The organism is Micromonospora sp. SD19 (assembly GCF_054462275.1).
Window position 1 is genome coordinate 375,557 of record NZ_JBTLMN010000001.1, and the last position, 25,481, is coordinate 401,037.

The window sequence follows — 25,481 nt, forward strand, 5'->3', positions numbered from 1 at the left end:
GGCGATGGCTGCTCGGGGACAGTCGTTCAGCGGGATGCGCGGTCTGGCCGCCGTCCCGTCGTACGTCGTGATGCAGCCGACGACCCTCTGCAACCTCGACTGCGCGTACTGCTACCTGCCGTTTCGGGCCGCCGACCGCCGGATGCCGGTGGCGGTGGCCGAGGCGGTCGCGGCAGCGGTGAACCCGTGGGCGGCGACCGGTCGTTTCTCGGTGGTGTGGCATGGCGGCGAGCCACTGGCCGCCGGTCGGGAGCACCTGGCCGAGCTGATCGCGCCGTTCGGGCCCGAGGTCGAGCACCATGTGCAGACCAACGCCACCCTCATCGACGACGACTGGTGCGACTTCTTCGTCCGGCACGAGATGCGGGTGAGCGTGAGCGTCGACGGGCCCCGGGCGCGCAACGGCGACCGGGTCAACCGGGGCGGTCAGCCGGCGTACGACCGGATCCTGCACGGCATCGCGGCGCTGCGCCGGCGCGGTCTGCCCTTCTCCGCGCTGGCGGTGGTGTCCCGCCCGGAGCCGGGGCTCGCCACCGAGCTGTACGACTACTTCCTCGAGTTGGGCTGCGACGTGCTGGGCATCAACATCGAGGAGACCGAGGGAGTCAACACCCGCGACAACCGCCACGACCCGTTGGCGGTGTCGGCGTTCTGGGCGGAGCTGGTCGGGGCGTGGCGCCGGGAGCCCCGGATCCACCTCCGCGAGATCGAGTGGTCGTTGCGCTACGCCGCGGCGGTGCTCGACAACTCGGCGGACGGGCTGCTGCCCCGGCAACTGGACCCGATCCCGACGATCGGTCACGACGGCTCGGTGATCGTGCTCTCGCCCGAGCTGGCCGGCTTCACCGATCCCCGTTACGGCGACTTCAGCAGCGGCAACGTGCTGACGACCCCGTTGGCGCAGATCCTCGGCGACGCGGCGGCGACGCCGTGGGTGGGGGAGTTCCTGGCCGGCGTGGAGGCGTGTCGGACGTCCTGCCCGTACTTCGGTTTCTGCGGCGGTGGCCATGCCGCCAACCGCTACTTCGAGCAGGGGCGTTTCGACGGTACGGAGACCGAGCACTGCCGCAACAGCAAGATCCGCCTATTGGAGGGAGTGTTGGAGCATGCCCGAGATCACCAGGCACCGGCGGCCTGAGCACGAAGCGGACGACGGAGTGACCAAACGGGTGCGGGACGCGGGCCCTGCGCTCGTCGCGCTGCTCCAGGAGGCCGAGGACGCACGGCGGCTGCGCGCGGAGGTGTCGGGCGGAGACGGCTCCAGCGCTGTCTGCGCCTGGAACCACTTCGAGAACATCCCGACGTTCTACAACTGGAACAATCGCCCGCGCTGAGGGGAGCCGTTGTCAGGGGCCTGTCGAGCGGCCGGATGGCTCCGGTCGGGCCAGGCCCCTGATCGTCGGCGACTGCACCTGCACAGGACGTGCGTGAGCACGCGGAGGTTACCGCGTGCTCAGCTGCGTCGAGAGGTCAGCGGGTCGGACGGACCCAGGGATCCGGATCGTCGTCCGCGTGATCCTCATCATCGTCGTCGACGAACTCTTTAGAGTCGTCGTCGAAGTGGTGCTCAGACTTACCAGCACCCGCCAGTTCGCGCTGCAAGGCGGTGAGGTCGGTGTTCGGGGAGTGGTACTTCAACTCCCGCGCCACCTTAGTCTGCTTGGCCTTAGCACGGCCGCGCCCCATGGCTCGACCCCCTCGCACAGAATGCGGGGCAGCCCGAAGGCGGGCCCCGATGACGTCAGGCATCTCTCGTGGCTCTTACGGTACATGGGGATGCCAACGTTCGGCACCTCGGGTTACCGTCAGCCGGCTCTGCGCGTCGCGTCGATCCGGCCGTCACCCAGTGTACCGGGTAAGGAGCGGAACGGTTAGCACCCGTGACACCGGACAAACCGCATCAAACTTGACCCAGACTCAGCTTACCCAGCCATGCCGGCACCCGGGGCCCGGAGGCGGATCTCGTCGATCCGCCCCCGGGAACGCTCAGCGCAGGTGGATCGCGCGCAGCCGGCCGACGTCCGCCATCCGCCGCTCGGCCAGCCGGTCGGCTGCCACCGCCGGCGGCACGCCCTCCGCGTCAGCCAGGTGCAGGATCTCGCGGGTCGTGTCGTAGATCCGGGTCGCCCGCAGCTTCGCCCGCTCGAAGTTGAAGCCCTCGATCTCGTCGGCCACCTGGATGACGCCGCCCGCGTTGACCACGTAGTCCGGGGTGTAGAGGATGCCCCGGTCGGCCAGCAGCTTCTCGATGCCCGGGTGGGCGAGCTGGTTGTTCGCCGCTCCGGTCACCACCTTCGCGCGCAACGCCGGCACGGTGTCGTCGTTCAGGGCACCGCCCAGCGCGCACGGTGCGTACACGTCGAGGTCCGCGGCGACCAGCGCGCTGGAGTCGTCGACGAGGGTGACCTGCGGGTAATTGGTGCGCACCCACGCCAGCGCCTTCGGGTTGACGTCGGTGGCGACCACCTCGGCGCCGTCCTCCAGCAGGTGCCCGGTGAGGTACTTGCCGACCTTGCCCAGGCCGGCCACGCCGACCCGCCGGCCGCGCAGGCTCGGGGTGCCCCACACGTGCTCGGCCGCGGCGCGCATCCCCTGGAAGACACCCCAGGCGGTGAGGATCGACGAGTCGCCGGCCCCGCCGTGCTCCACGCTGCGCCCGGTCACGTACCGGGTCTCCCGGGCCACGACGTCCATGTCCGCCACGTAGGTGCCGACGTCGCAGGCGGTGTAGTAGCGGCCGCCCAGCGACTCCACGAAGCGGCCGTACGCACGCAGCAGCGCCTCGCTCTTGATCTGCTCCGGGTCGCCCCAGATGACCGCCTTGCCGCCGCCCAGGTCCAGGCCGGCGAGCGCGTTCTTGTACGCCATCCCACGGGACAGGTCCAGCACGTCGGCGAGGGCCTCGTCCTCGCTCGCGTACGGGTAGAAGCGGGTGCCGCCGAGCGCCGGGCCCAGCGCGGTGGAGTAGATCCCGATGATCGCCTTCAGGCCGCTCTGCTTGTCCTGGCAGAACACGACCTGTTCGTGACCTGTCGATCCCGGGTCGTCGGTGCTGGCGAATACGCCCATGGTTGGCTCCTACGGTGGTGTGCGTCCTTGTGGGGCGCGGACCTGGTGGACCCCGGCGGGGATGCTGCCGGTGTGATCGAGCCTAGTATCGGCCGCCGTGCGGGCGCTCGACACGCCTGTGCCGTCCCACGGTGCGGCGCGCGTGCTCCGGCCGCTGACCGCGTACGGGCGTGGTTCGTGGGAGGATCGCGCGGTGCCGTCGCTCTTCGCTTCTTACCTGCGCGTGTACGAACCGTTGGCCGCCTTCGATCGAGACCGGCAGAGCTACTGGCGCCGGTACGTCTCGGAGGGGCGCGCGATCGGCCCGGTCGAAGGGCCCGGTCGGCAGCGGACGGCGGTGATCGAGGCGCTGGGCGCCGGCTGGACCCGGCTGCCCGACCTGCCGGAGGAGGCGTACGTCCTGGAGACGGACGACAGCCTGCTGGTCTGCCCGTGGAACTTGCGCATCCGGGTCGCTGAGGCCGCGCTCAGCGCCCGCGACGGGGTGCCCTCGGTGCTCGCCGACGCCTTCGTGCCGCCGGTGCTCGCCGGGCAGGCCAGGGCGGTGGTGGACGACTGGCGCAGTGGTGCCCGGGTGCTGGAGCACGGAGTGCCTCGGGTGCACGAGCAGATCGCCACCTGGGGCGTACCGCTGCGGTGGTTCGTGCTCTTCGACCCGACCGAGCGGGACCTGGTCACCCAGCCGGGCCGGCGGGCGCTGCGCTACCGCACCGAGATCTCCAAGGCCCGACGCCGTTCGTCCCGGGCGCTGTCGGTGCTGCGCAAGTCGGTGGGCGAGGCGCCGATCACCGAGGCGGTGGAGGAGGCGGCCCGCTGGCTGGAGGAGTTCCATCCACGGTCCGTGGTCGAGCTGGACTACGGGGGTCTGGTCGACCTGCTCTCCGACGAGACCCTCGCCGCTGACGACTCGCCCGAGTTGGTCGCGGGCGGCCTCGCCGGGCTGTCGCGCGGCGAGGCCGAGGAGGCGTCCGCCGCGTACGACAAATTGGTGGCACGGTGGCGCGCGGTGCAGCTGCTGGAGCGGTGCAACTAGGGCATATCACTCTAGGAGCGCTCCCAAGGTGAGTTGCGCTCGTAGTTGACGCATCACGAACCGTGATCATGAGTCCCAATAAGGTACTTTCTGCCGTGTAAAAGTCGTAAAAATCGGGCATGGTTCATCCGTCCGTCTAGGGACCTTCATCCGTTCGGCCCATGTCGGACATCGGGGACTAGCCGGACCATGGGAGACGCGTCGGCCGGCGGGACCCCGGCCGATGTCTATACATGTGGAGGAGTGACCGATGGCATCGCGAACGCACGAACCAGAGCCGCTACTGACACCGGCCGAGGTGGCGTCGATGTTCCGGGTCGACCCGAAGACGGTGACCCGTTGGGCCAAGGCTGGCAAGCTCAGTGCCATCCGCACCCTGGGTGGCCACCGTCGGTACCGCGAGTCGGAGGTCAGGGCGCTGCTGCAGGGCCAGATCCCGCAGCAGCGGCAGGGCGACTGAGCCGGCAACAGTTTTTTGGTGAAAGGGGCGGTGGATCTCGATCCGCCGCCCCTTTCCATGCCCGCCGAGCACGACGCCGGCAGCGGGTCAGCGCCGCGGCTCGGCCAACGTCACCCGGATGCCGACAGTGCCGCCCTCGCCGCGACGCAACCGGCTGCCCAACAGGCTCAGCCGACCGATCAGGCGGTACTTGTGCTTGAGCAGGTCGCGGACCCGACCGATGTCACCACCCCCGTAGATCGTCGCGTGAGCTGACACCTCCGCCCCGTGCGGCCGACCGCGCACGTCGCACGGGGCCACTGTCACGTCGCCGTTGCGGCGGATCCGCTTCACCTTCCCCGAGTCGGCCCGGGTCCAGACCGCCAACGCGTCACCGTCGCGTACCGCCCAGACCGGGGTCGGCACCGCCCGACCGTCCTTACGGAAGGTCGTGAGCAGGATGTACTTCTCGGCCGACAGCCGGTCCAGCATGGTCACGCCGCCAGGATACGACCGGCGCGGGCCACTGAGTGGCCAGATAGCGTGAACGTCGTGACGGTTGAGCCTCTAATCGGTGACGTGATCGGCGAACTGCTGCAGGACACGCTCGCCGTGGCCACCGGAGTGGGCCCCCGACCCCTGGTCGGTGGCCGGCTACCGCGACCGGTCATCGAGATCATCGAACGGGACGACGGGCTGATCAACGGCGCCCCGGCCGCGCACTACCTGGACGGGCCGGCGCAGTGGCAGCCGTACGACCACCGCGCTGTGGACCGGGCGCACGGCGAGACGCTGGACATCGGCACCGGTGCCGGCCGCATCGCGCTGCACCTCCAGGAGCGCGGCGTACCGGTCACCGGGCTGGACACCTCCGCCGGCGCGCTGGAGGTGTGCCGGCGGCGCGGGGTCCGGCGGCTGGTGCACGGCACCGTCGAGACGCACGTCGCCGACGGCGCCCGGTACGACACGTTCCTGCTGCTCGGTAACAACCTCGGACTGTTCGAGGGGCGGGAGCGCGCCCCCGGGTTCCTGGCCGCGCTCGCCGCGCTGGCCCGACCCGGGGCACAGATCATCGCGCAGGGCACCGACCCGTACGGCACCCGCGACCCGGTGCACACCGGCTACCACGAGCGCAACCGTCGGCGCGGTCGGCTCGGTGGCCAACTGCGGCTGCGGCTGCGCTACCGCGAGTTGAGCACCGAATGGTTCGACTACCTGGTCTGCTCGGCGGACGAGTTCGCCGCCCTGGTGCACGGCACCGGCTGGCGGTTGACCGATGTGGACGACCGCGACGCCCCCTACTACCTGGCCACCCTGCGCCTCGTCGGCTGAGCGACGGCCCCCGCGTTCCGCGGCGCGGAGGCGGGGGCCGTCGTACGTCTCAGACCTGGACGGTCGGGGGGAGCTGCTCGGGCGGCAGACCGCCGTCGCCGTCGACCACCTCGTCCGGCTGGCCGTCCTCGTCGATGTCGACCATGGTGATGTCGACCTTGCCGTCGCCGTCGGTGTCGAACTGGAACAGGTCGGCCTTACCGTCGCCGTCGGTGTCCACCACCCACACGTCGGTCTGACCGTCGTTGTTGGTGTCGGCGCGCAACAGTTCGACCCGCTCGTCGCCTCGGGTCTCCACGATCTCGCCGTCGGTGACGCTCTCCGGTGCCTGGCTCATCTCGATGCGGTCCTTCCCTCGGTTGACGGGCCGTCAGTACCCGATCCGGCGCTCCCCCACGCATGGGCCGGGTCGTCGCGCTGTCTACTGTCGCAGCATGAGCGAGCGGAGCGGGCGGGACACCCGGGCCGGCGTGGCGGCGACCCCGCGCGTCGGCGGGCGGGGCAGGGAGGCGTGATGAGCGATCGTTTCGTGGTCGTCGGGGCCGGCACCATGGGGCTCGGAATCGCGTACGTGGCGGCCGGCGCCGGACACGCCGTCGAGGTGGTCGAGGTGGACCCCGAGCGGGGCGCGGCCGCGCAGAACCGGCTCGCCGAGCTGTGGGAGCGGGCGGTGCAGCGCGGGAAGCTGAGCGCCGACGAGGCCGCCGCGAACCGACAGCGGGTGACGCTGCGCCCCACCCTCGCCGAGGTGGCACCCGCCCCCCAGGTGATCGTGGAAGCGGTGCCGGAGCGCCTCGATCTGAAGCGGGCGGTGCTGCGGGATGCCGCCGCGCTGCGCCCGGAGCTGCTGGGGAGCAACACCTCCAGCATCGCCATCGGCGCGCTGGCCGCCGGGCTGGACGCGCCCGAGCGCTTCCTCGGCCTGCACTTCTTCAACCCGGTCTGGGCGATGACGCTGCTGGAGATCGTGGTCGGCCCGGCCACCGCCGAGGAGACCACCGCCGCGGCCGTCGCGCTCGCCGGCCGGCTGGGCAAGGACCCCGTCGTCGTACGCGACCTGCCCGGCTTCGCCACCTCCCGGCTCGGGGTCACCCTCGGCCTGGAGGCGATCCGGATGGTCGCCGACGAGGTGGCCAGCCCGGCGGACATCGACAAGGCCATGGTGCTCGGCTACCGGCATCCGATCGGGCCGTTGGAGCTCACCGACCTGGTCGGCCTGGACGTGCGGCTGGACATCGCCCGCACCCTCCAGGCCGCGTACGGGGACCGGTTCGCGCCGCCGCCGCTGCTGGAGGAGATGGTGGCCGCCGGGCGGCTGGGTAAGAAGTCAGGGCACGGCTTCTACCGCTGGGAAGGCGGTGTCAAACAGTGAGCGGGCTGCGGATCGAGGAGCGGCCGGACCGGCTGGTGGTCACCCTGGACCGGCCGGAGAAGCGCAACGCCATCGACGCCGACCTGATCGCCGAGCTGCACCAGGTCTGCGCCGAGTTGGAAGCCCGTCCGCGTCTGCTGCTGCTCACCGGTGGCGCGGCGGGCATCTTCGCCGGTGGCGCCGACATCGGCCAGCTCCGCGAGAGGGGTCGCACCGACGCCCTCGCCGCGATCAACTCGGCCGCCTTCGCCCGCATCCGGGCGCTGCCGATGCCGACGGTGGCGGCCGTCGACGGCCCGGCGTTGGGCGGTGGCGCGGAGCTGGCGTACGCCTGCGATCTGCGGGTGTGCACGGGCCGGGCGGTCTTCGGGCAGCCGGAGGTGCGGTTGGGCATCCTGGCCGGCGCCGGCGCGACCCACCGGCTGCCCGCGTTGATCGGCGAGGGTCGGGCCAAGGAGCTGCTCTTCACCGGCCGGCGGGTGGACGCCGAGGAGGCGCTGCGGATCGGCCTGGTGAACCGGGTGGTGGACGAGCCCGACGAGCTGCTGCCGGTGGCGCACGCGGTGCTGGACGAGATCGCCCTGGGTTCACCGTTGGCCGTGCGGCTGACCAAGCTGGCGGTGGACGCGCCAGCCGCCGCGCACCCGCACCTCGACCTGGTCAGCCAGGCGGTGCTCTTCGAGGACGACGAGAAGCACCGCCGGATGACCGAGTTCCTGCAGCGCCGCCGGCCGCGCTGACCCCGTACCCGAAAACGGCCGCACCGGCGGGAAGCCGGTGCGGCCGTCGTGGGCCTCGGGTCCTGCTTACTGCCCGATCTGCACCCCGGCGTCGGCCAGGCCGCGGATCACCTGGGCGGACTCACCGAAACCGATGATCAGTACGGCGTCCGCACCGAACTCCTTGATCTCCTTCGCGCCGCCGCTGAAGTCGACCGGGGCCGCCTTCGCGTCGGCCGGCGGCTCGTACGTCAGCAGCTTGAGCCGGTCGTCGGGAATGCCCGCCTTGGCCAGCTCGTCGCGGACGGTGGCCTGCAGGCCCTCGCCGTAGGAGTCCTTGCGGGCGACGATGACGATCTTCTGGGACCCGTCGCGGAGGATCACGTCGGCCAGTGCCCGGCCCTGGAGGCTGTCCGGCGGGGCGGTGCGGAAGTAGAGGCCCTTGTCCTCCACGTCGGTCAGGCCGCTGTCGGTGTTGGACGGGGAGAAGAGGATCTTCCCGGCCTGCACCACGTCCGGCAGCACCTCCCGGGAGATACCCGAACCACCCGCGCCGATGATCACGCTGACGCCGTCCGTCACGTGCTTGGCCACCGTCGCCTTGGCCACCGCCGGGCTGGTGCCGTCGTCGCCGTCCTTCCACGTCACCGGCTTGCCCAGGGCGCCACCCGCGGCGTTGATCTCCTTGATCGCCAGCGCGGCGCCGGCGGCCATCGGGGGATAGGCGATCGCGAGGTCACCGGTCTTCGGCAGCAGGCCGCCCAGGACCAGCGGCTCCTGGTCGGGGTCCCCACCGGCGCGCTGCTTCTTCGGCCTCGGCGGCGTCTTGGTGCTCGCCGCCGACTCGATGCCGGCGCCGACGAACTCGGTCTTGCCGTCGTTGATCTGCTGCCCGTCGAAGGTCAGCGTGGCGTAGCTCGCGGTGGCCGGCTCGCCCTTGTCGGTGAACCCCGCCCGGGTCAGCGAGACGCTGCGGTACTCGATGTCCTGCCCGTTACGGGCCAACGCGAGACAGCTGGCGGGGTCCTCGCAGCGCTGCCCGTCGTTGGTCACACCGACGATCTGCTTGGCGATGTCCGCCGGGTTGGTGCTGCCGGCCAACTGCGCGGCGAGCACGGCGATCACCACCGCGTCGTACGTCTCGGCGGAGTAGAGGTAGTCCGTCAGCGCCGGATTGACGGCCCGTAGCCGGCTCTTGAAGTCGTCGGGCAGCGGGGTGAGCGGCGTGGTGCCCTTCATCCCGTCGACGAGGCTCGCCCGTTCCTTCAACTCGGCAGGATAGGAGTTGAGCATGTTGCCGTCCGTGCCGTAGAGGCGCACCTGTTGGGCGCTTGCCTCCTCGGGCTTGTCATCCCCGCAAGCGCTCGTGGCGAGCAGGATCGTCGCGCAGGCAGCCAGTGTGGCTACCCGCGAGCGGCGTGTTACGAACATGGGTCGTCCTTCCTCCGGCGAAGGTCCGCTGCGCACATTAGCGTGCCGAGGCCGGCGGCGGGACCGTGGAGGCGGCGTAATGCGCAGGTCGCTCGCATTGAACACGGACAGTGACGGTTGCTGGGGGACTTGACCACCCGTCCTACTGTGCGCTGAGTGACCGACCTACCACAGCAGACGTTCGATGACGCGGCCGCCGTGCTCCGTTCGGCGCTGACCGGCGATGGAGACGCGGTGGTGGGAGCGTTCGACGCGGTCGTCGACCGGGCCGGCCTGAGCGGCGCGTACGGGGTCGCCTGGTGCCTGGCGGCGACAATGCTCGGTGACGCGCCGGCGGCGAGCGGGGCGGCGCTCGACTTCCCGGGGATCGACCAGGCCGGGTACGACACCCGCTGGGTGGCCCGCTTCGTCAGTGCGTACGCGAATCAGGACGAACCCACCGGTGAGGCCCTGTTCGGCGCGGCGGCGGCGGATGGGCTGCTCCCGGACTGCCTGCTGACGCTTGCCGGCTCGACGATCGCCACCCTGCGCAGCCGCGCCGGCTGACGCGTCGGCCGGCCGCGGCGGGTGCGGCGTTGTCGGCGGGTCGCGGCGTCCGTCGGGGGGCGGACGCCGCGACCGCGTGGGTCGGTCAGAACGCGTGGTACGCGATCAGCGGCTCGTACTCGTAGCGCAGGTTCTCGAAACGGACCCGGAAGTTGACGCCGTCCTTGACGTTGGTCGCCACCGTGATCCAGCCCGAGTTGGCCGGCAGGTAGGTCCAGTAGTTACAGGCGCTCGTCTTGTCCACGAAGATCACGCATGCTTCGGTGGCGTACACGCTCGCGTTGCGGACGTTGATGTCGCGACAGCGCGTCGTGGTGCGGTACTGACCCGCCGAGCCGCCGTAGCGGCCCGTCTCGAAGTACGACCGGACCGCCCCGCCGTAACAGGTGGCGAGCGGGGCGAACGCGTTCGGCCCGGAGCTGACCGGTGTGGTCGGTGTTGTCGGCTCCGCCCGGGCGGGCGTGCCGGCGGCGATCAGTGCGGTGGCGGTGGCGACGGCGAGCAGGCGAGCGGTCGGGGATGGCATTCGTTCCTCCGGAAACAGGTAACTGACCGTCCGTATAGGACTGATCATCTGATCGTGACGATGATACGTATCGATCGATTCCGGCGCGGCCCCGACGATGTCCGGCCGGTGTGGTAGCTCTGTAGGCATGTCCGAGGCCATCCTCAGCAAGGTGCGCAAGCTGCTGGCCCAGGCCGAGGATCCAGCCTGCACGCCTGCCGAGTCGGCCGCGTTCACCGCCAAGGCAACCGACCTGATCGCCCGCTACGGCGTGGACCGGGCCCTCCTCGCCGCCCGCGACCCCACCACCGACCCGGTCGGCGACCGGGTGCTGGACATCGTCGCCCCGTACGCCCGCGACAAGGTCGGCCTGCTCGCCGCGGTGGCCGAGCCCCTGCGCTGCCGCTGCGTACGCCGCCGGCAGGGCAACGGGTTCACCCTGCACCTCTTCGGCTTCGCCAGCGACCTGGAACGGGTCGACCTGCTCTTCACCTCACTGCTCGTGCAGGCGGCGCACGGCCTGGCCGCCACCGAGGTGCCGGCCGACGACCACCCCGCGGCCTTCCGGCGCTCCTGGCTGGCCGGTTTCGCCGAGGTGGTGGGCGGCCGAATCTGGGCGGCCGAAACCGCGGCGGCCAGCGAGTCGGGTACGCCGTCGATGGCGCTGGTGCTGGCCGACCGGTCCGACCGGGTCCAGCGGCGGCTCACCGAGGAGTACCCGCGGCTGCGCACCGCACCGCCGCGCCGGTTGGGTGGCACCGGCTTCGGCTCGGGGGCCGAAGCTGGCCAACGCGCCAACCTCGGTGGTCGGGACCTCGGCGGCGCCGCTGCCGGTCGGCAACTCGGCCGGTGATCTCGTGGGCCGTCAGGCCGTCGTGGTGGGGCGGTGGCGCGACACCGCGGCGACGTAGCGGGTGAGCAACTCGTGCCAGCCGGCGGTGAGCGCCTTGCGGTAACCCTCGGCAGCCTCGCCGTGCCGGTCGAAGTGCCGATGCTCCAGCTCGACCCGGGTGCGTTCCGGCCCCTCGGAATGGAACAGCACCTCGACCTCGCTCGCGCGGGCCGGGTCCGGCACCGGTGCCCGATCCGGGCCGATCTGCCAGACGAAGACAAGCCGGCGGGGCGGATCCCAGGTGAGCACCCGACCCCAGTCGGCGCGGAAGCCGTACGGGCCCAACTCGTAGAGCATGCCACCGGCCCGCGGCTCCATGCCCAGCTCGGCCAAGGCGTCCGGGCCGGACCAGGTGTACTCGGTGACCCACCAGTCGGTCAGCTCATCAGTGAAGACCGCGAACGCGTGCTCGGCGGAGCCCGGGACGACAAGGCCGCACCGGAGAGAGAATTGGCCGACGTCCTGCCGGATGTCGGCCGGATCAGTCAATTCCTGTCCCATAGGCCCGGACCATACCGGCTGATGCCCGGCTGTGCAGCTTCGCGCGGTGCCCGGTTCCAGACAGAGGGTCGCCGGGTCGTCACGGACGGGATGCCGCGCCGGAAAGCGGGTAACCGCGCCCAACGGCTCGGACGACCGGGCCGGAACGCAGGCGGGGCGGGAGAGCATGAGCGAGAGCGGACAGCAGCGGGAGCCGGACCGGAACGTCGACAGCGGGAACCCGGACGTCCTGCTCGACATTCCGAAGGTCTCCGTCGACTCCATCCGACTGGCGGTCGACGGCCTGGAGGCCGACCTGTCGCTGCGCGCCCGAGTGGCCAACCTGCTCCAGGTCGACGCCGGCGTACGGGTGCACCTCAACGGTGGCGAGTTGAACGTCAACGGGGTGAACGCCGAGGCGCAGCTGCGGGTCCGTTTGGAGCAGCTGACCAGGATCCTGGGGCGAGCGCTCGACACACTCGACAACAACCCACAGATCATCGAGGCGCTCGCGCACACTGCCGTCGACGACGTGGAGCGCAGCACCCAACAGGTGACCTCGGGCGCGGCGGAGATCAAAGCGTCGAGCCGGCACTCGGACCGCCTACGCGACGAGCCGGGCCGGCAGGTGGGCGCAGCCGGACCGTCAGTCGACCGTGGTCGGCCGGCTTCCGCTCGGCAGGTTCTCGGTCAGCCGGGTTCTGGTCGGCCGGGTTCTGATCGGCCTGCGTCTGGTCAGCCTGGACCTGGTCAGCCGGGGCCTGGGCGGCCTGCGGCTGATCAGCCGGGACCTGGTCGGCCGGGTTCTGATCGGGCGGATGCGGGTCGTGAGGATGCCGGTCGGTCCGGGGTCGGTCCGGCCGGGTCGGCACCAGATGCTGGCGGCCCCGGACCGCGAGCTGGCGGCCCCGGGTCAGCTGACCAGGGGCATCCGCAGGGACAGCGGCCGGCCGGGGAGGGCCAGGGGCCGCAACGCCCCGAGGGGTCGGCGGGGACGGCGGCCGCAGAAGGCCGCGGCAAGCCCGATCAGTCGGCTGGGGCCGGTCCGAGCCCGTCCGGGGATGGCGACGGTGGTCTGCCGGGCGCGGCGCAGGCGGCGGCCCAGAGCGCCGCGCAGAGTGCGGCCCAACTCGCCGAGCAGGCGGGGGAGACGTTGCGACAGGCCGGACGCAGCGTGTGGGAGGCGATTCAGGGCGGCGTCGCGCAGCACCGCCCGCAGGGTCGCCGCGACTGACACCGCCCCGCCGCCCGCCCCGGTCGACGCCGCCCCGCCGCCCGCCGCGACCGACAGGTAGCCGCGTGGCGTGGGTGATCGACTCGGTTTCCTTGATATCGCGGTGTCGCGCGCGCTGGGACACCGCGATGTCACGAAAGTCGAGCCGATCAAGCGGACCCGTGGTGGTGCTGGTCACGCAGCCGGGTTGGGCTGGGCGCGTGGGCTGGCCGGAGGTCGTCGGAGCAAGCACCGGAAACAGCAAGATCCCCACCTGCGAATCCGCTGGTGGGGACCTCTGTAGCCCGGCGAAAGGCTATGTGGCCAGGGGCGGGGTCGAACCGCCGACCTTCCGATTTTCAGTCGGACGCTCGTACCAACTGAGCTACCTGGCCGTGCCGCTCGGCTCATGTTACCCGGCAACCGGACGAACCGGTGGCAAGGCGACCTGCTCCGATACGCAGAACGCCGCGCGGGGCGCGGCGTCAGCGCTGCGGTCCTGACGGGACTTGAACCCGCGACCTCCGCCTTGACAGGGCGGCGAGCACTCCAACTGCTCCACAGGACCTAGCTTGTGTTGCTCCGGCTTGCGCCGGTCGTGCCCCCAACGGGATTCGAACCCGTGCTACCGCCTTGAAAGGGCGGCGTCCTGGGCCGCTAGACGATGAGGGCGGCCCCGCCATCATTGCACACTCGCAACTTCAAGCGGACTTGCTCCCATCCGGCCCCGCCGGAGGCTTCGAAAGCATACGTGATGCCCGGCCGGTCGACAAAATCGGTATCACCAAGGGCTTGGGACGGGTCATAACCGCAGGTCAGGGCGGTTCTAGTGGAGTCGGGTGATGCCGAAGCGCCGCTTCAGATCGGCGATCATCTTCGGGCAGGCGGCGAGGGTCGCGGCCCGATTTCCGCCACCGTCGTGCAGCAGCACGATGGCCCCGGGGCGGGTGGCGGCGTGCACCCGTTTGCCGATGGTGGCCGCGGTGGGCTTGTCCCAGTCCTGCGGGTCGACCGACCAGTGCAGCGGGCGCATGCCGAGGTTCTTGGCCACCCCGAGCACCTCCGACGTCCACCGGCCGCCCGGTTGCCGGTAGAACGGCACCTTCGCGCCGGGAGAGGCCTTCTGGATGGCCTTGTTGGTGCGGTCCAGGTCGGCCCGAATCTCGGCGACGGGTCGGCGGGCGAGATCGAGGTCGTGTCGCCAGCTGTGGTTGCAGAGCTGGTGTCCCTCCCGGACGATCCGTCGGACCAGCTCCGGGTGGCGCTGCACCTCCCGACCGACGACGCAGAAGGTCGCTGTCACCTTGGCGGCCTTCAGTTGGTCGAGCACCTTGGGTGTCCAGGCTGGGCTGGGCCCGTCGTCGAACGTCAGGGCCACCGGGCGTACGCCGGTGTTGCGACCCAGACCGGCGGGCAGCTTGGCCGGCAGTGGCCGCAGTGGCGGCTTGGCCGGCTTGGTGACACTGGGGTGCGGTTTCGGGGTGGGTGGCGCGGTCGATTCCGGCGGTGGGGCACCGACGGGTGCGATGGTGCGGTGCGGCTGGGCACAACCGGACAAGACCAGCGCCACGGCGAGGACGGACGCCAGGACGGCGCGGGCTTGCATCTGCTCGCTCCCGGAGGGGGTCGGGGTAGGCGGACCCGCCCGACGGTAGTTCACGCCGCCAGCCGGCGACAGTGCGATCAGTCACGCCTCGACTGGTGCAGGGCGTCGCGCACGGCAGCGGAGAGTGAGACCGCCTCGGCCAGGTCCACCGGCCGCACCACCCCGGCGGGCAGGGTGTCGGCGCGCCAGCCGGGGCCGGCGGCGAGCACCAGCAACGGGCGTCGGGGTGCGGCCAGGAGCGCGCTGAGTTGGGCCGGGTCGGCGGTGGCCCGAGTGTGTGACCAGAGCACCACGGCGGCCGGTCCGGTCCGGTTGACCGCCTCGACGAGCGCGGCCACCGGCACCCGGGCGCCGAGCATCCGGTAGCTGACACCGGCCTCCGCGAGTGCTGCGGCCAGCGCCTCCAGCGGCAGGGTGTGCTGTTCCTCGTCGGCACAGGAGAGCAGGATCCGGGCCGGCCCGGTGGGGACCTTGGCCCGGCTGGCCGCCGCGAGCGCTTCCGAGACGCAGCGGGACATGAGGTGTTCCACCTCGATCAGGCCGGAGGTGGCGGCGTGCCGTTCGCCGATGCCGGCGAGGACCGGGCGCAACAGGCTGTCCCAGGTGGCGACGACGCCGTCGGCGGCCAGGGCGTGCGCGATCGTCTCACTGATCGCCGCCGCGTCCAGGCGCATCGCCGCCCGGGCCAGTCCGCGGGCCGCCGGGCCGGCACGGCCGACCGGGATGGTGCCGCCGCCGTCACGGCCGGTCGGGTGGATCCCGGTGGGGGTGACGGTGCCGTTGGCCGTTGGATCCGGAGCCTGGCGGGCCCAGCGGGCCGCCTCGGCGGGGCTCACCCCCTCGGCGGTGAGTCGCCGCATGATCTCGAGGCGGACCAGGTCGGAAGGGGTGTACCGGCGGTGGTGACCGGGGATGTGTTCGCTGGGACCGAGCCCGTAGCGCTGGTGCCAGGTGCGGAGGGTCGTCACCGCGACCCCCAGCCGGCGTGCGACAGCGCCCGCGCTCAGCGCCTCATCGACCACCCGACCGCTCCGCCGTGTCATCCGCCGACGATCCGGGCGGGGTCATGACCGGACCGGTTGCGCCCGACCGGGACCCCGAGGGGCGGAGCAGCCGGTTCACCACCCCGCCCAGCCAGGGCGCGTACGACCGGGGGTCGAGGGACAACTCGGCCTCCAGCGCGGTGGGGTCGGCCCACCGCAGCTCGGCCACCTCGTCCGGGTCGGGCAGCAGCGGAGCGCCGGGCAGGAACTCGCCTCGCAGCACGTGGTCGTACTCGAACTCGACCCGACCGGTGGCCGGGTCCTCGGCGTAGTAGACGTAGATGCCGACCTCGGTCAGCTCGACCGGGCCCGCGCCCAACTCCTCACTCAGCCGGCGGTTGGCCGCCTCGGCGAGCGACTCCCCGGGCTGCGGGTGGCCGCAGCAGGAGTTGGCCCAGCGCAGCGGGAACCGGGTCTTGGCGGCGGCCCGACGCTGGAGCAGCACCTGGCCGTCCGGGTCCATCAGTAACACCGAGAAGGCCCGGTGCAGTTGCCCCGGGGGTTGGTGCGCGGCGGCGACGGTTGTCTCGCCGTGGGCCTTGCCGGTCTCGTCGACGAGTTCGACGAGATGTTTTTCGCGGCTGCTCATCGACCTTCCCCGGTGATTCGGCCGGCGGCGAGCTTGCCGGAGATGAGCACCATCGGTACGCCCACGCCGGGCTGGGTTCCGGAGCCGACGAACACCACGTTCGACAGGTCGCGGTGCAGGTTGGACGGGCGGAACGGGCCGGTCTGGAAGAGGGTGTGCGCGGCGGCGAACGGGGTGCCCGCTGCCATTCCCTGCTCCTCCCACTCGGCCGGGGTGACCGCCCGTAGCACCTCGACCCCGGCGCCGAAGCCGACGTAGCCGCGCTCCTCCAGGGTGCCGATTAGCTGCTCGGTGTAGCGCTTGGTCAGGTCGCCGCGCCACTCGAACGGCGACCGGTGCAGGTTGGGCACCGGGGCGAGCACGTAGTAGGTGTGCCGGTCCGCCGGGGCCACCGCGGGGTCGGTCCGGCTCGGGTTGGTCACCAGCAGCGACGGATCGGTCATCAACTCGCCCCGCCGGATGACCTCATCGAAGGTGCCCTTCCACGCGCGTCCGAAGTGGATGTTGTGATGGGCGATCTTCGCATAGGACTGTCGGGAGCCGACGTGCAGAACGACGCAGGACGGCGAGTAGGTGAGCCGACGGCGCGGCGCGGCGGGGAGCAGGTCCCGGTAGGCGACCGGCAGGTCGGGGTTGAGCACCACCACGTCCGCCGGCACCAGCTCGCCGTCGGCGGTGAGCACGCCGGTGGCCCGACCGTTCGCGGTCTCCACCCGGGTCACCGTGGTGTCGTACCGGATCTGCACGCCGTGCTTCTCGGCCGCGCCGGCCATCGCCCGGGAGACCGCGTGGATGCCGCCGCGCGGGAAGTAGACCCCGGCCACCGAGTCGAGGTACGCGATGACCGCGTAGATGGCCAGCGCGTCGTGCGGCGCGAGGCCGGCGTACATCGCCTGGAAGGAGAAGATCCGCTGGGTACGTGGGTCCCGGAAGAACTGGTTGATCTTCGTCTGGAGGCGTCGGAAGGCCCCGCCGCCGAGCAGCTTGAGCAGGTTGCCGGTGATCAGATCGGTCGGCGCGTCCAGGTTGCGCTCGATGAAGTCGGTGCGTTCCAGCCGCCACAGCTCCCGCGCGTACTCGACGAACCGCAGGTAGCCGTCGGCCTCCCGAGGTCCGCAGACCCGGGAGATCTCGGCCGCCATCCGGGTGGTGTCGGTGAGCACGTCGAGGGTCGAGCCGTCCGGGTAGTACGCCCGGTAGGCGGGATCGATCGGGGTCAGGTCCAGCCAGTCGCGCAACTCCTCGCCGACCGCGCCGAGCGCCTCGGCGATCAGGTCGGGCATGGTGAGCACTGTCGGCCCGGTGTCGAACTCGTAGCCGTCCACGCCCAGCCGGCCGGCCCGCCCACCGGGCACCGGCTCGCGTTCCAGCACCGTCACCTGTCGACCGCTGCCGGCCAGGTGCAGGGCACAGGCGAGCCCACCCAGCCCGGCTCCGACGACCACCACCCGGTCCGTCCGTCCGCTCACCGTCCGCACGTGACCACCTCCTTGCTCAAGTCGCTCATCAGGCCCGCCGGTTGGTTGCGGCGGTGGCCAGCCCGGTCAGCGCGGTGCGCGCCGTCTGGTCCACGGGTGCGGCGTCGAGCGCGGCCAGCGCGTCGCTCACCCGTTCGGCGATCATCTGCTCCACCCGGGTCACCGCGCCGGTCTCGGCGACCAGCCCGGCGAGCTTGTCGACCGGTCCGTCGGCGGCCCGCTCCAACGCGGTGAGCTGGGCCGGGGTGGCCAGCTCCCGGGCCAGCATGAGCAGCGCTGTCGGTTTGCCGGTGCGGAGGTCGTCACCGGTCGGCTTGCCGGTGGCCGCCGGGTCGCCGTAGACGCCGAGCAGGTCGTCGCGGAGCTGGAACGCCTCGCCGACAGCCAGGCCGTAGCGGGTGTAGGCGGAGACCAGCGGCTCGTCGGCGGGCACCCCGGCCAGTGCGGCTCCGAAGAGCAGTGGTCGCTGGACGGTGTAGCTGGCGGTCTTGTAGCGGGCCACCCGCAGCGCCCGGTCGACCGACCAGCTGGCCGGGGCGTTTTCGCCGAGCACGTCGAGGTACTGCCCGGCGACCGTCTCCACCCGCATCTGGTCGTAGCAGCGGCGCACCTCGAAGAGTCGGTTCGACGGCACCGAGGCGTGGGCCAGCAACTGGTCGGCCCAGACCATGCAGAGGTCGCCGACGAGCACGGCGACGGCCTCGCCGAACCGGCCGGGGTCGCCCCGGTGGCCGGCGGCGAGGTGCTGTTCGGCGAGCGCGACGTGTGCGGTGGGCCGGCCACGGCGGGTGGTGGACGCGTCCATCACGTCGTCGTGGACCAGCGCGAAGGTGTGCAGCAGCTCCAGCGCGGCCAGCGCGGGCAGCACCGGCGGCAGCGCTGCGGTGCCGCCGACCGCCCCGCGCCAACCCCAGTAGGCGAACGTGGACCGGATCCGTTTGCCGCCGGCCAGGACGGCCTCCCGGGCGGTGGCGGCGAAGCTTCCCATCGATGGGTCGATGTCGTGGAGGGTGTCAACCTCGGCGGTGAGGAAAGAGTCCAGGGTCTCGTCGACCGCCGTTACCAGATCGTGGGTGTACGCGGCCAGAACGGCGCGGACCGGATCGTCCCCGTCCGCCGGCCCAGCCGGCGCCACGCGGGTCACGTCACCCGCAACTGCGTCGTTGGCCATGTGGCCGAGCGTACCCTAGGCTACGGGTTGCGTCGATTGGTGCGTCGATAAACTAGAGGAGGGCCGGTGGAAACCGATCTCACCGCTGCCTATGACCGGTGTCGTGAGCTGCACAAACGCCACGGCCGCACCTACTATCTCGCCACCCGCCTGCTTCCCGCTTGGAAACGACGGCATGTGCACGCCCTCTACGGGTTCACCAGGTACGCGGACGAGATCGTCGACCGCACCGAGGCACTGCCGCCGGCCGAGCGGGCCGCCCTGCTGGACAACTGGGCCGGCCAGTTCGTGGCCGGTCTGCACGGTGCGTCGGTCGACGACCCCCTGTTGCCGGCCGTGCTGCACACGATCGCCGTCTTCGACCTCGACCGGGACGACTTTGCGTCGTTCCTGAAGAGCATGGCGATGGACCTCACCGTCACCGCGTACCCGACCTACGACCACCTGCTCGACTACATGGAGGGCTCGGCGGCGGTCATCGGCACCATGATGCTGCCGATCCTGGGCAGCTCCGACCCGGTGGCGGCTCGGGAGCCGGCCCGACAGCTCGGCTTCGCCTTCCAGCTCACCAACTTCATCCGGGACGTCGCCGAGGACCTCGACCGGGGCCGCACCTACCTGCCGGACGAGGACCTGGCGAAGTTCGGTGTCACCCGCGAGGAGTTGGTGGCGGCCCGCGACCGGGGCCGCGGTACGCCCCGGATCCGCGAGTTGATCGAGTACGAGGTGACCCGCGCCCAGGCGCACTACGCCGCCGCCGCACCGGGCATCACCATGCTCGCGCCCGCCTCGCAGGCCTGCATGCGCACCGCGTACGCGCTCTACGGCGGCATCCTCGACGAGGTGGCCGCGCAGGATTACGACGTCTTCGTTCGGCGGGCCCTGGTGCCACAGCGGCGACGGATGGCGGTGGCCGCGCGGGCCCTGCTCACCCCGACCGGGACCCCGGTCGTCATTCCCGGGCCGGCGATCCACCCGCAGAGCCGGTGACCGGGAGTACGGCGATCGTGCTCCTCACCCGCGACCTGCGGGTGCACGACCACCCGGCGTTGGCCAGTACCTGCGCGGCCTTCGACCAGGTGGTGCCGCTGTACGTGCTCGACCCGGTGCTGGCCGGCCGGTCCGCCAACCGCACCCGCTTCCTGCACCAGGCACTGGCCGACCTGCGCGCCCAACTCCGCGACCTCGGTGGCGACCTGGTGGTCCGGCACGGTGACCCGGTGACCGAGACGATCCGGCTGGCCGCCGAGGTCGACGCCACCGCCGTGGCGCTCTCGGCCGACGTCAGCCACTACGCCAGCCGGCGGGAGCGGCGACTACGCGCCGAGTGCGAGCGGCACCGGCTGCATCTGCGACTGTTTCCCGGGCTGACAGTGGTCGAGCCGGGTGCGTTGCGGCCCGGTGGCGGCGGTGACCACTACCGGGTGTTCAGCCCGTACCACCGGGCCTGGGCGGCCCACCGGTGGCGCGAGGAGCTGGCGGCACCGCGCCGGATCGCGCTGCCCGCCCGGGTCCGGGTGGGCCAGCTGCCGGCGCCGCCCGCCGGCGACTCGCCGGAAGCGACCGTCGGTGGCGAGCGGGTGGCCCGGCAACGGCTCACCGACTGGCTGCCCGAGCTGACCCGGTACGGCGATCAGCACGACGACATGGCCGGCGACGACACCTCGCGGCTGAGCCCGTACCTGCGCTTCGGTTGCGTGTCGCCGCTGGCGGTGGCGAACCGTGCCGGGGACCGGTCCGGCCCGTTCGTCCGGCAGCTCTGCTGGCGGGACTTCTACTACCAGGTCACCGCCGCTTTCCCGGAGATCTCGACCACGGCGTACCGGCGGGGAGCCACCGAGCGGTGGCGTTACGACGACGACGCGTTGGCGGCCTGGACCGAGGGCCGGACCGGGATGCCGATCGTCGACGCCGGGATGCGGCAGCTGCGGACGCAGGGCTGGATGCACAACCGGGCCCGGCTGATCACGGCCGGCTACCTCACCAAACACCTCGGTCAGGACTGGCGCTCCGGGGTGGCGGTGTTCTTCCGCTGGCTGCTCGACGGGGACGTGGCGAACAACTCCGGCAACTGGCAGTGGGTGGCCGGTACCGGCAACGACACGAAGCCCTACCGGGGGTTCAACCCGGTCCGGCAGGCCGAACGGTACGACCCGGCCGGCGACTACGTGCGTCGGTGGGTGCCGGAGCTGGCGGGGGTGCAGGGCAAGGCGGTGCACCAGCCGTGGAAGCTGCCCGACCAGCTCCGGCGGGCGGTGGACTACCCGCCACCGTTGTCGGTGCCCGGCACCGACCCGGTCTGGCTGCGCTGACCACCACGTCAGAGCACCGAGTGCAACGCCTCGACCAGCTCGTCCACCCGGTCGTGTTCGGCGAGGTGCGCGGTGGCGTACGCGAAGGTGTAGCCGCGCTCCGGGTCGGCCCACGCGCTGCTGCCGCCGATGCCGCCCATGCCCCAGCTGCCGTCCGGCTCGCGTTGCATGCCCAACGTCCACTGGACCGGGCGGTCCAGCACCAGGTCCGGCCCGTCGTACTGGACCCGGGTGGTCTCCGCGATCAGCGCCGGGCTGACCAGCCGGACACCGTCCAGGACACCGCCGGCCAACAGCCCGGCGTAGAGCCGGGCCAGGCTGGGCGCGGTGGCGTGCAGGTTGACCGCGGGCATCTCGGCGCCCCGCCACAGCGGGCTGTTCAGCACGGCGAGGTCCAGCCCGCCGGCCGGGTTGCCCAGCGCCCGCGCCCGCAGTGACAGCGGTTCGCCGAGCTTCCGAGCGGGCCACTGCGGGTCGCCGTACCGCAGGTCAGCGCAGCGCAGCTGGTCCGCCTCGGCCAGCCCGAAGCCGAGGTCGAGCTGCCAGGGGTCCGCGATCTCCTCGGCCAGGAACCGGCCCACCGACCGTCCGTCGACCCGGCGGACCAGCTCGCCCACCAGATGCCCGTACGTCCAGGCGTGTTCCCCGGCGACCGAGCCCGGCGACCATTCGGGATCGGCGGCGGCCAGGTCACCGGTGAGCAGCGCCCAGTCGGCGATCGCGGTGGCCGGTCGGGGCACCGGGAAGGCCGGCAGCCCGGCGGTGTGCGACAACACCTGCCGCACTGTGGCGGGAGTACGGAACTCCGGCCAGTACCGGTCCATCGGTGAGTCGAGGTCGACAGTTCCCCGGTCGACGAGCAGCAGCAGGCAGAGCGCGGCCACCGGCTTGCCGACCGAGTAGACGTTGACCAGCGTGTCCGGCAGCCACGGCGCGGCGCCCGGCCGGTGGCCGCCGCGCGAGCCGCCGACCAGGTCCACGACCGGCTGCCCGTCGTACCAGATGGTCAGGGCGGCCCCGGTCTCCCGTCCGGAGGCGAGCAGGTCGTGGAAGTGGTCCCGGACCGGAGCGAAGCGTGTGTGCATCCGGTCACGGTAGGCGTCCGGGCCGGTGCGCGTGCCGGCTTTTCCGCCGACCTCGGTGGCCGGGGTGGTGTCGCCGGGGGATGCTGTTTGGTGTGGCGGAGCCGGAGCTGGTTGATGTGGTCGTGGTCGGGCTCGGAGTCGGCGGCGAGGAGGTGGCCGAACGGCTCGCCGAGGCCGGCCTGAGCGTCGTCGGCGTCGAACGGGATCTCGTCGGCGGGGAGTGCCCGTACTGGGGCTGCATCCCGAGCAAGATGATGATCAGGGCGGCCAACGCGCTCGCCGAGGCCCGCCGGGTCGACGGGCTCGCCGGGACGGCGCAGGTCCAGCCGGACTGGGCGCCGGTGGCGAAGCGGATCCGCGAGGAAGCCACCGACACCTGGGACGACACGGTCGCGGCCGAGCGGTTCATCGGCAAGGGCGGCCGGCTCGTGCGGGGCAGCGGGCGGCTCGACGGTCCGCGCCGGGTCCGCGTCGGTGACCAGGTGTTCGAGGCCCGGTACGGGGTGGTGCTGGGCACCGGTACCCGTCCGTCGGTGCCGCCGATCGACGGCCTGGCCGACACGCCGTACTGGACCAACCACCAGGCGATCGAGGTCGAGGAGCTGCCGGAGTCGCTGCTCGTGCTCGGCGGCGGCGCCATCGGTCTGGAGTTGGCGCAGGTCTTCGCCCGCTTCGGGGTCCGGGTCACAGTGGTCGAGGCGCTCGACCGGGTGCTGGCCATCGAGGAGCCCGAGGCGTCCGAGGTCGCCGCCGCGGCGCTGCGCGCCGACGGCGTGGAGATCCACACCGGGGTACGCGCCGAACGGGTCGAGCACGACGGGACCCGGTTCACACTGCGGGGTGAGGGCGGCGCGGAGTTCACCGCCGACCGGCTGCTGGTGGTGACCGGGCGCAAGGCCCACCTGGCCGAGCTGGGTCTGGACACGGTCGGGCTGGACGCCAGCCAGCGGTTCCTGCCGGTCGACGACCGTCTGCACGTCACCGAGCATGTCTGGGCGGTCGGCGACCTGACCGGCGAGGGCGCCTTCACCCACATCGCCATGTACCAGGCGGGGATCGTGATCGCGGACGTCCTGGCCCACGCTCGGAAGGCGAAGGCCGGGGCGGACGCCAGCGGCACCTCCAGCGTGGTCGGCGGAGCGATGGGCGCGTCCAGCGCACTGGCCGCCAGCGGTTCGAGCGGATCTGCCGGCACCGTCCCGCGAGCCGACTACCGCGCGCTGCCCCGGGTGACGTTCACCGACCCCGAGATCGGTGCGGTCGGGCTCACCGAGCAGCAGGCACGTGAGCGCGGCATCAACGTGCAGGTGGGCTTCACCAAACTCGGCAGCTCGACCCGAGGTTGGATCCATCGGGTCGGCGACGACGGTTTCATCAAGCTCATCGCGGACGCCGACCAGGGCGTGCTGATCGGTGGCACCTCGGTCGGCCCGGCCGGCGGTGAGGTGCTGTCCGCACTGGTGGTGGCGGTGCACGCGGCGGTGCCGCTGAGTCAGCTCCGGCACATGATCTACGCGTACCCGACCTTCCACCGGGCCATCGAGTCCGCCCTGCGCGATCTGTCCTGACCCCCTGCCCGGGTGTGCGCCGCTCCGCGCCCCTGCCCCGCACCCCGCAAGATCGCGCAACATCCAGGATGTCGTGGGCATCCCGGCGTTCCGTTGCCAGTACATCCTGGATCGAGCGTGACCTTGCCGGCCGTCGACGTGGCGACCCGTACCCGATCGGCCGCCGGGGCGTCGGAGGCATGCGCCGCACGCGCGAGCAGCCGGCCAGCAAGCGCGGCGCAGTTTGCTGTTCATTTCTTTCATGCAGGTGACGTACGATTGCGGCCGTGACCAAGCGGTTGACAGAAGTTGCCAAGAAGGCGGGCGTCAGCGAGGCCACCGTCAGCCGGGTGCTCAACGGCCGGGACGGCGTCTCCGAGGCGACCCGGACGGCCGTGCTGACGGCGCTGGACGTGCTCGGTTACGAGCGGCCGACCAAGTTGCGTGGCGAACGCGCCCGGCTGGTCGGGTTGGTGCTGCCGGAGTTGCAGAACCCGATCTTCCCGGCGCTGGCGGAGGTCGTCACCGGCACGCTCGCCCAGCGCGGCTACACCCCGGCGCTCTGTGCCCGCACCATCGGCGGCGTCTCCGAAATGGACTACGTGGAGATGCTCCTCGACCACCAGGTCTCCGGGGTGATCTTCGCTGGTGGTTCGTACGCGCTCGCCGACGCCCGGCACGACCACTACCGCCGGCTGACCGACCGAGGGCTTCCGGTCGTGCTGGTCAACGCAGGTGTCGACGAGCTGGGGTTCCCCCGGGTCTCCACCGACGACGCGGTGGCGGTGGAGCAGGCGTACGGGCACCTGCGCTCGCTCGGGCACGAGCGGATCGGCATGGTGCTCGGCCCGGAAGGGCATGTGCCGTCCCGGCGCAAGCTGGACGCGATGATCCAGGCTGCGGGTTGGGGCGAGGGCGACGCTGAGTGCGTCGAGCGCTCCAGCTTCTCGATGGAGGGGGCGCGGGTCGCCGCGACGAAGTTGGTCGAGCGGGGCGTGACCGGCATCATCTGCGCCAGCGACGTCCTGGCGTTGGGCACGATCCGCGCGGCCCGGCGGCTGGGCCGTTCGGTGCCGGCCGACGTGTCGGTGGTGGGCTTCGACGACTCCGCGTTCATGACGTGCACCGACCCGCCGTTGACCACGGTGCGGCAGCCGATCGAGACGATGGGGCAGGCCGCCGTGGATCTGCTGGTCACCCAGATCGAGGGTGCCGGCGTGTTGCAGGACGAGCTGCTGTTCGAGCCCGAGCTGGTGGTACGCGGCTCCACCGCTCCCGCTCCTCGTCGCTGACCGACCCGGGGTGATCCGCCCCCGCTGAAACGACGCTTCGGCCGTCGACCGCCTCGCGCGGTCGGCGGCCTTTCGTCGTTGCCGGAACCGCGTCGGCCGGGTCCGAACCGCCGCCCGTCAATAACTGTCCAAAAGCCACCAAGTCAGGGCAGTTCCAGTGTTCCGTCGGCATCTGTCGTTAGTAAGTCGTGTCCTTTCAGAACACGATCGAAACCTTGCTGGAATGAGTCGGTCTCGCTACAGTGACTCCACTCACACCTGGCTCCGACGCAGCTACTGGGCGTCAGGTCGTATCACCGCAGATCAGCGAAGGTCATTGGAGACACC

27 protein-coding genes and 3 tRNA genes are annotated in these 25,481 nt (G+C 71.7%); 14 read left to right on the forward strand and 16 right to left on the reverse strand.

Annotated features, from left to right (window positions below):
- Window positions 1–34: 34 nt before the first annotated feature.
- Both amcB and amcA read left to right on the forward strand, forming a co-directional pair.
- Window positions 35–1,138, forward strand: a complete 1,104-nt coding sequence (gene amcB, locus ACX27O_RS01765; RefSeq protein WP_458939098.1) for a cyclophane-forming radical SAM peptide maturase AmcB — start codon at window positions 35–37, stop codon at window positions 1,136–1,138.
- Window positions 1,107–1,334, forward strand: a complete 228-nt coding sequence (amcA, locus tag ACX27O_RS01770; RefSeq protein WP_030332206.1) for a multiple cyclophane-containing RiPP AmcA — start codon at window positions 1,107–1,109, stop codon at window positions 1,332–1,334. The genes amcB and amcA overlap by 32 nt, the downstream gene beginning before the upstream one ends.
- Window positions 1,335–1,470: 136 nt before the next feature.
- Here the strand turns inward: amcA and ACX27O_RS01775 are convergent, their stop codons facing one another.
- Together ACX27O_RS01775 and ACX27O_RS01780 are read right to left on the reverse strand one after the other, a co-directional pair.
- Window positions 1,471–1,686, reverse strand: a complete 216-nt coding sequence (locus tag ACX27O_RS01775; RefSeq protein ID WP_030332207.1) for a DUF3073 domain-containing protein — start codon at window positions 1,684–1,686, stop codon at window positions 1,471–1,473.
- 300 nt (window positions 1,687–1,986) lie between these two features.
- Window positions 1,987–3,069, reverse strand: a complete 1,083-nt coding sequence (locus ACX27O_RS01780; RefSeq protein WP_458938846.1) for a Glu/Leu/Phe/Val family dehydrogenase — start codon at window positions 3,067–3,069, stop codon at window positions 1,987–1,989.
- Between the two features lie 193 nt (window positions 3,070–3,262).
- On the opposite strand from ACX27O_RS01780, the gene ACX27O_RS01785 reads away from it, so the two are divergent.
- Both ACX27O_RS01785 and ACX27O_RS01790 read left to right on the forward strand, forming a co-directional pair.
- Complete coding sequence (locus ACX27O_RS01785) at window positions 3,263–4,102, forward strand: hypothetical protein (protein ID WP_285794297.1); 840 nt, start codon at window positions 3,263–3,265, stop codon at window positions 4,100–4,102.
- Between the two features lie 250 nt (window positions 4,103–4,352).
- The gene (locus tag ACX27O_RS01790) at window positions 4,353–4,562 is read left to right on the forward strand and encodes a BldC family transcriptional regulator (RefSeq protein ID WP_007073996.1); all 210 of its coding nucleotides are present in this window, start codon (window positions 4,353–4,355) and stop codon (window positions 4,560–4,562) included.
- Window positions 4,563–4,649: 87 nt separating this feature from the next.
- Here ACX27O_RS01790 and ACX27O_RS01795 read toward each other — a convergent pair whose 3' ends face one another.
- Entirely contained in the window at window positions 4,650–5,039 is a 390-nt protein-coding gene (locus tag ACX27O_RS01795; RefSeq protein ID WP_458938848.1) for a PPOX class F420-dependent oxidoreductase, read from the reverse strand.
- Between the two features lie 54 nt (window positions 5,040–5,093).
- On the opposite strand from ACX27O_RS01795, the gene ACX27O_RS01800 reads away from it, so the two are divergent.
- Entirely contained in the window at window positions 5,094–5,873 is a 780-nt protein-coding gene (locus tag ACX27O_RS01800; RefSeq protein ID WP_358135373.1) for a class I SAM-dependent methyltransferase, read from the forward strand.
- A 49-nt stretch (window positions 5,874–5,922) separates the two neighbouring features.
- Here the strand turns inward: ACX27O_RS01800 and ACX27O_RS01805 are convergent, their stop codons facing one another.
- The gene (locus ACX27O_RS01805; protein WP_210858202.1) at window positions 5,923–6,210 is read right to left on the reverse strand and encodes a hypothetical protein; all 288 of its coding nucleotides are present in this window, start codon (window positions 6,208–6,210) and stop codon (window positions 5,923–5,925) included.
- Between the two features lie 177 nt (window positions 6,211–6,387).
- On the opposite strand from ACX27O_RS01805, the gene ACX27O_RS01810 reads away from it, so the two are divergent.
- Both ACX27O_RS01810 and ACX27O_RS01815 read left to right on the forward strand, forming a co-directional pair.
- Window positions 6,388–7,245: a 3-hydroxyacyl-CoA dehydrogenase family protein gene (locus tag ACX27O_RS01810; RefSeq protein WP_210866973.1), complete on the forward strand. Its 858-nt coding sequence runs from the start codon at window positions 6,388–6,390 to the stop codon at window positions 7,243–7,245.
- Window positions 7,242–7,985: an enoyl-CoA hydratase/isomerase family protein gene (locus ACX27O_RS01815; RefSeq protein ID WP_358131327.1), complete on the forward strand. Its 744-nt coding sequence runs from the start codon at window positions 7,242–7,244 to the stop codon at window positions 7,983–7,985. The genes ACX27O_RS01810 and ACX27O_RS01815 overlap by 4 nt, the downstream gene beginning before the upstream one ends.
- A gap of 66 nt (window positions 7,986–8,051) precedes the next feature.
- On the opposite strand, the gene ACX27O_RS01820 is transcribed toward ACX27O_RS01815, so the two are convergent.
- Window positions 8,052–9,395 (reverse strand): ABC transporter substrate-binding protein, encoded by a 1,344-nt coding sequence (locus ACX27O_RS01820; protein WP_030332221.1) that lies wholly within the window; start codon window positions 9,393–9,395, stop codon window positions 8,052–8,054.
- A gap of 156 nt (window positions 9,396–9,551) precedes the next feature.
- Here ACX27O_RS01820 and ACX27O_RS01825 point away from each other — a divergent pair, with 156 nt between their 5' ends.
- A complete protein-coding gene (locus tag ACX27O_RS01825; RefSeq protein ID WP_030332223.1) occupies window positions 9,552–9,941 on the forward strand; it encodes a hypothetical protein in 390 nt (129 codons plus the stop codon).
- 85 nt (window positions 9,942–10,026) lie between these two features.
- Here the strand turns inward: ACX27O_RS01825 and ACX27O_RS01830 are convergent, their stop codons facing one another.
- A complete protein-coding gene (locus ACX27O_RS01830; protein WP_051708467.1) occupies window positions 10,027–10,467 on the reverse strand; it encodes a hypothetical protein in 441 nt (146 codons plus the stop codon).
- Window positions 10,468–10,594: 127 nt separating this feature from the next.
- On the opposite strand from ACX27O_RS01830, the gene ACX27O_RS01835 reads away from it, so the two are divergent.
- A complete protein-coding gene (locus tag ACX27O_RS01835) occupies window positions 10,595–11,299 on the forward strand; it encodes a DUF2786 domain-containing protein (RefSeq protein ID WP_357637141.1) in 705 nt (234 codons plus the stop codon).
- A 12-nt stretch (window positions 11,300–11,311) separates the two neighbouring features.
- On the opposite strand, the gene ACX27O_RS01840 is transcribed toward ACX27O_RS01835, so the two are convergent.
- A complete protein-coding gene (locus ACX27O_RS01840) occupies window positions 11,312–11,839 on the reverse strand; it encodes an SRPBCC family protein (protein ID WP_357650044.1) in 528 nt (175 codons plus the stop codon).
- Window positions 11,840–12,005: 166 nt separating this feature from the next.
- Between ACX27O_RS01840 and ACX27O_RS01845 the strand changes: the two genes are divergently transcribed.
- Window positions 12,006–13,052, forward strand: a complete 1,047-nt coding sequence (locus ACX27O_RS01845; protein WP_458938849.1) for a hypothetical protein — start codon at window positions 12,006–12,008, stop codon at window positions 13,050–13,052.
- Between the two features lie 300 nt (window positions 13,053–13,352).
- Here ACX27O_RS01845 and ACX27O_RS01850 read toward each other — a convergent pair.
- From ACX27O_RS01850 to ACX27O_RS01885, 8 genes are all read right to left on the reverse strand, one after another.
- Window positions 13,353–13,426 (reverse strand) — tRNA-Phe (locus tag ACX27O_RS01850).
- A 99-nt stretch (window positions 13,427–13,525) separates the two neighbouring features.
- Window positions 13,526–13,599, reverse strand: a tRNA-Asp gene (locus ACX27O_RS01855).
- A 31-nt stretch (window positions 13,600–13,630) separates the two neighbouring features.
- Window positions 13,631–13,703 (reverse strand) — tRNA-Glu (locus ACX27O_RS01860).
- Window positions 13,704–13,857: 154 nt separating this feature from the next.
- Window positions 13,858–14,637, reverse strand: coding sequence for a polysaccharide deacetylase family protein (locus ACX27O_RS01865; protein ID WP_030332233.1), 780 nt, complete (start codon window positions 14,635–14,637; stop codon window positions 13,858–13,860).
- 77 nt (window positions 14,638–14,714) lie between these two features.
- Window positions 14,715–15,659, reverse strand: a complete 945-nt coding sequence (locus ACX27O_RS01870; RefSeq protein WP_458939099.1) for a MerR family transcriptional regulator — start codon at window positions 15,657–15,659, stop codon at window positions 14,715–14,717.
- Window positions 15,649–16,269 (reverse strand): isopentenyl-diphosphate Delta-isomerase, encoded by a 621-nt coding sequence (idi, locus tag ACX27O_RS01875; RefSeq protein WP_030332237.1) that lies wholly within the window; start codon window positions 16,267–16,269, stop codon window positions 15,649–15,651. Before idi ends, ACX27O_RS01870 begins: the two co-directional genes overlap by 11 nt.
- Complete coding sequence (crtI, locus tag ACX27O_RS01880; protein WP_358135377.1) at window positions 16,266–17,747, reverse strand: phytoene desaturase family protein; 1,482 nt, start codon at window positions 17,745–17,747, stop codon at window positions 16,266–16,268. The genes idi and crtI overlap by 4 nt, the downstream gene beginning before the upstream one ends.
- A 28-nt stretch (window positions 17,748–17,775) precedes the next feature.
- On the reverse strand, window positions 17,776–18,918 hold the full coding sequence (locus ACX27O_RS01885; protein ID WP_030332241.1) for a polyprenyl synthetase family protein: 1,143 nt from the start codon (window positions 18,916–18,918) through the stop codon (window positions 17,776–17,778).
- Between the two features lie 66 nt (window positions 18,919–18,984).
- Here ACX27O_RS01885 and ACX27O_RS01890 point away from each other — a divergent pair, with 66 nt between their 5' ends.
- A complete protein-coding gene (locus ACX27O_RS01890; RefSeq protein WP_210858181.1) occupies window positions 18,985–19,908 on the forward strand; it encodes a phytoene/squalene synthase family protein in 924 nt (307 codons plus the stop codon).
- Window positions 19,905–21,230, forward strand: coding sequence for a cryptochrome/photolyase family protein (locus tag ACX27O_RS01895; RefSeq protein WP_210865046.1), 1,326 nt, complete (start codon window positions 19,905–19,907; stop codon window positions 21,228–21,230). Before ACX27O_RS01890 ends, ACX27O_RS01895 begins: the two co-directional genes overlap by 4 nt.
- Window positions 21,231–21,238: 8 nt before the next feature.
- On the opposite strand, the gene ACX27O_RS01900 is transcribed toward ACX27O_RS01895, so the two are convergent.
- Window positions 21,239–22,315 carry a serine hydrolase domain-containing protein gene (locus ACX27O_RS01900; RefSeq protein ID WP_357637127.1) on the reverse strand — a complete coding sequence of 359 codons (1,077 nt, stop codon included), beginning with the start codon at window positions 22,313–22,315 and terminating at the stop codon, window positions 21,239–21,241.
- Window positions 22,316–22,395: 80 nt separating this feature from the next.
- Here ACX27O_RS01900 and ACX27O_RS01905 point away from each other — a divergent pair, with 80 nt between their 5' ends.
- Both ACX27O_RS01905 and ACX27O_RS01910 read left to right on the forward strand, forming a co-directional pair.
- Complete coding sequence (locus tag ACX27O_RS01905) at window positions 22,396–23,883, forward strand: dihydrolipoyl dehydrogenase family protein (RefSeq protein WP_030332249.1); 1,488 nt, start codon at window positions 22,396–22,398, stop codon at window positions 23,881–23,883.
- Between the two features lie 266 nt (window positions 23,884–24,149).
- Complete coding sequence (locus tag ACX27O_RS01910; protein ID WP_030332250.1) at window positions 24,150–25,154, forward strand: LacI family DNA-binding transcriptional regulator; 1,005 nt, start codon at window positions 24,150–24,152, stop codon at window positions 25,152–25,154.
- Window positions 25,155–25,481: the final 327 nt, after the last annotated feature.